The following is a 416-nucleotide window of genomic DNA, read 5'->3' as shown; positions in this document are numbered from 1 at the left end:
AACAGGTGATCAACCGTCATGAGGTGCTGCGCAGTGTATTGAAAAGTGAGCATGATCAGCGCTGGCAGGAAGTATTGGACGCAGACAGCTGGCAACTAAATATAATAGACGCCTCTTCAGATGTAACAGCGCAGATAGGAGCGCTGATCCGCCAGCCGTTTGATCTGAGCCGTGATTATATGTTACGGGCAACGATAATAAACAGTGGTGAAAACGATCACCTGCTGGTGCTGGTGTTGCATCATATTGCAGCAGATGGCTGGTCTATGCCGGTACTGTTACGGGAGTTTGTTGCTTACTATCATAGTTACGAACAAGGCAGCGCAGCTATTTTACCCGTGCTGCCGGTTCAATATGCAGATTATGCAATATGGCAACGCCGCTATATCTCAGGAGAGCTGTTATCGGCGCAGTTA

1 protein-coding gene is annotated in these 416 nt (G+C 48.3%); it reads left to right on the top strand.

Going from position 1 to position 416, the window contains the following annotated elements:
* Positions 1-416 (top strand): condensation domain-containing protein (locus KVT36_RS31565; RefSeq protein WP_217607404.1); only part of this gene is annotated, 416 nt, incomplete at both ends.

The sequence above is a fragment of the Chitinophaga sp. GbtcB8 genome (genome assembly GCF_019091455.1).
Taxonomy (GTDB): domain Bacteria; phylum Bacteroidota; class Bacteroidia; order Chitinophagales; family Chitinophagaceae; genus Chitinophaga.
This window is presented reverse-complemented; position numbering and strand designations above follow the sequence as displayed.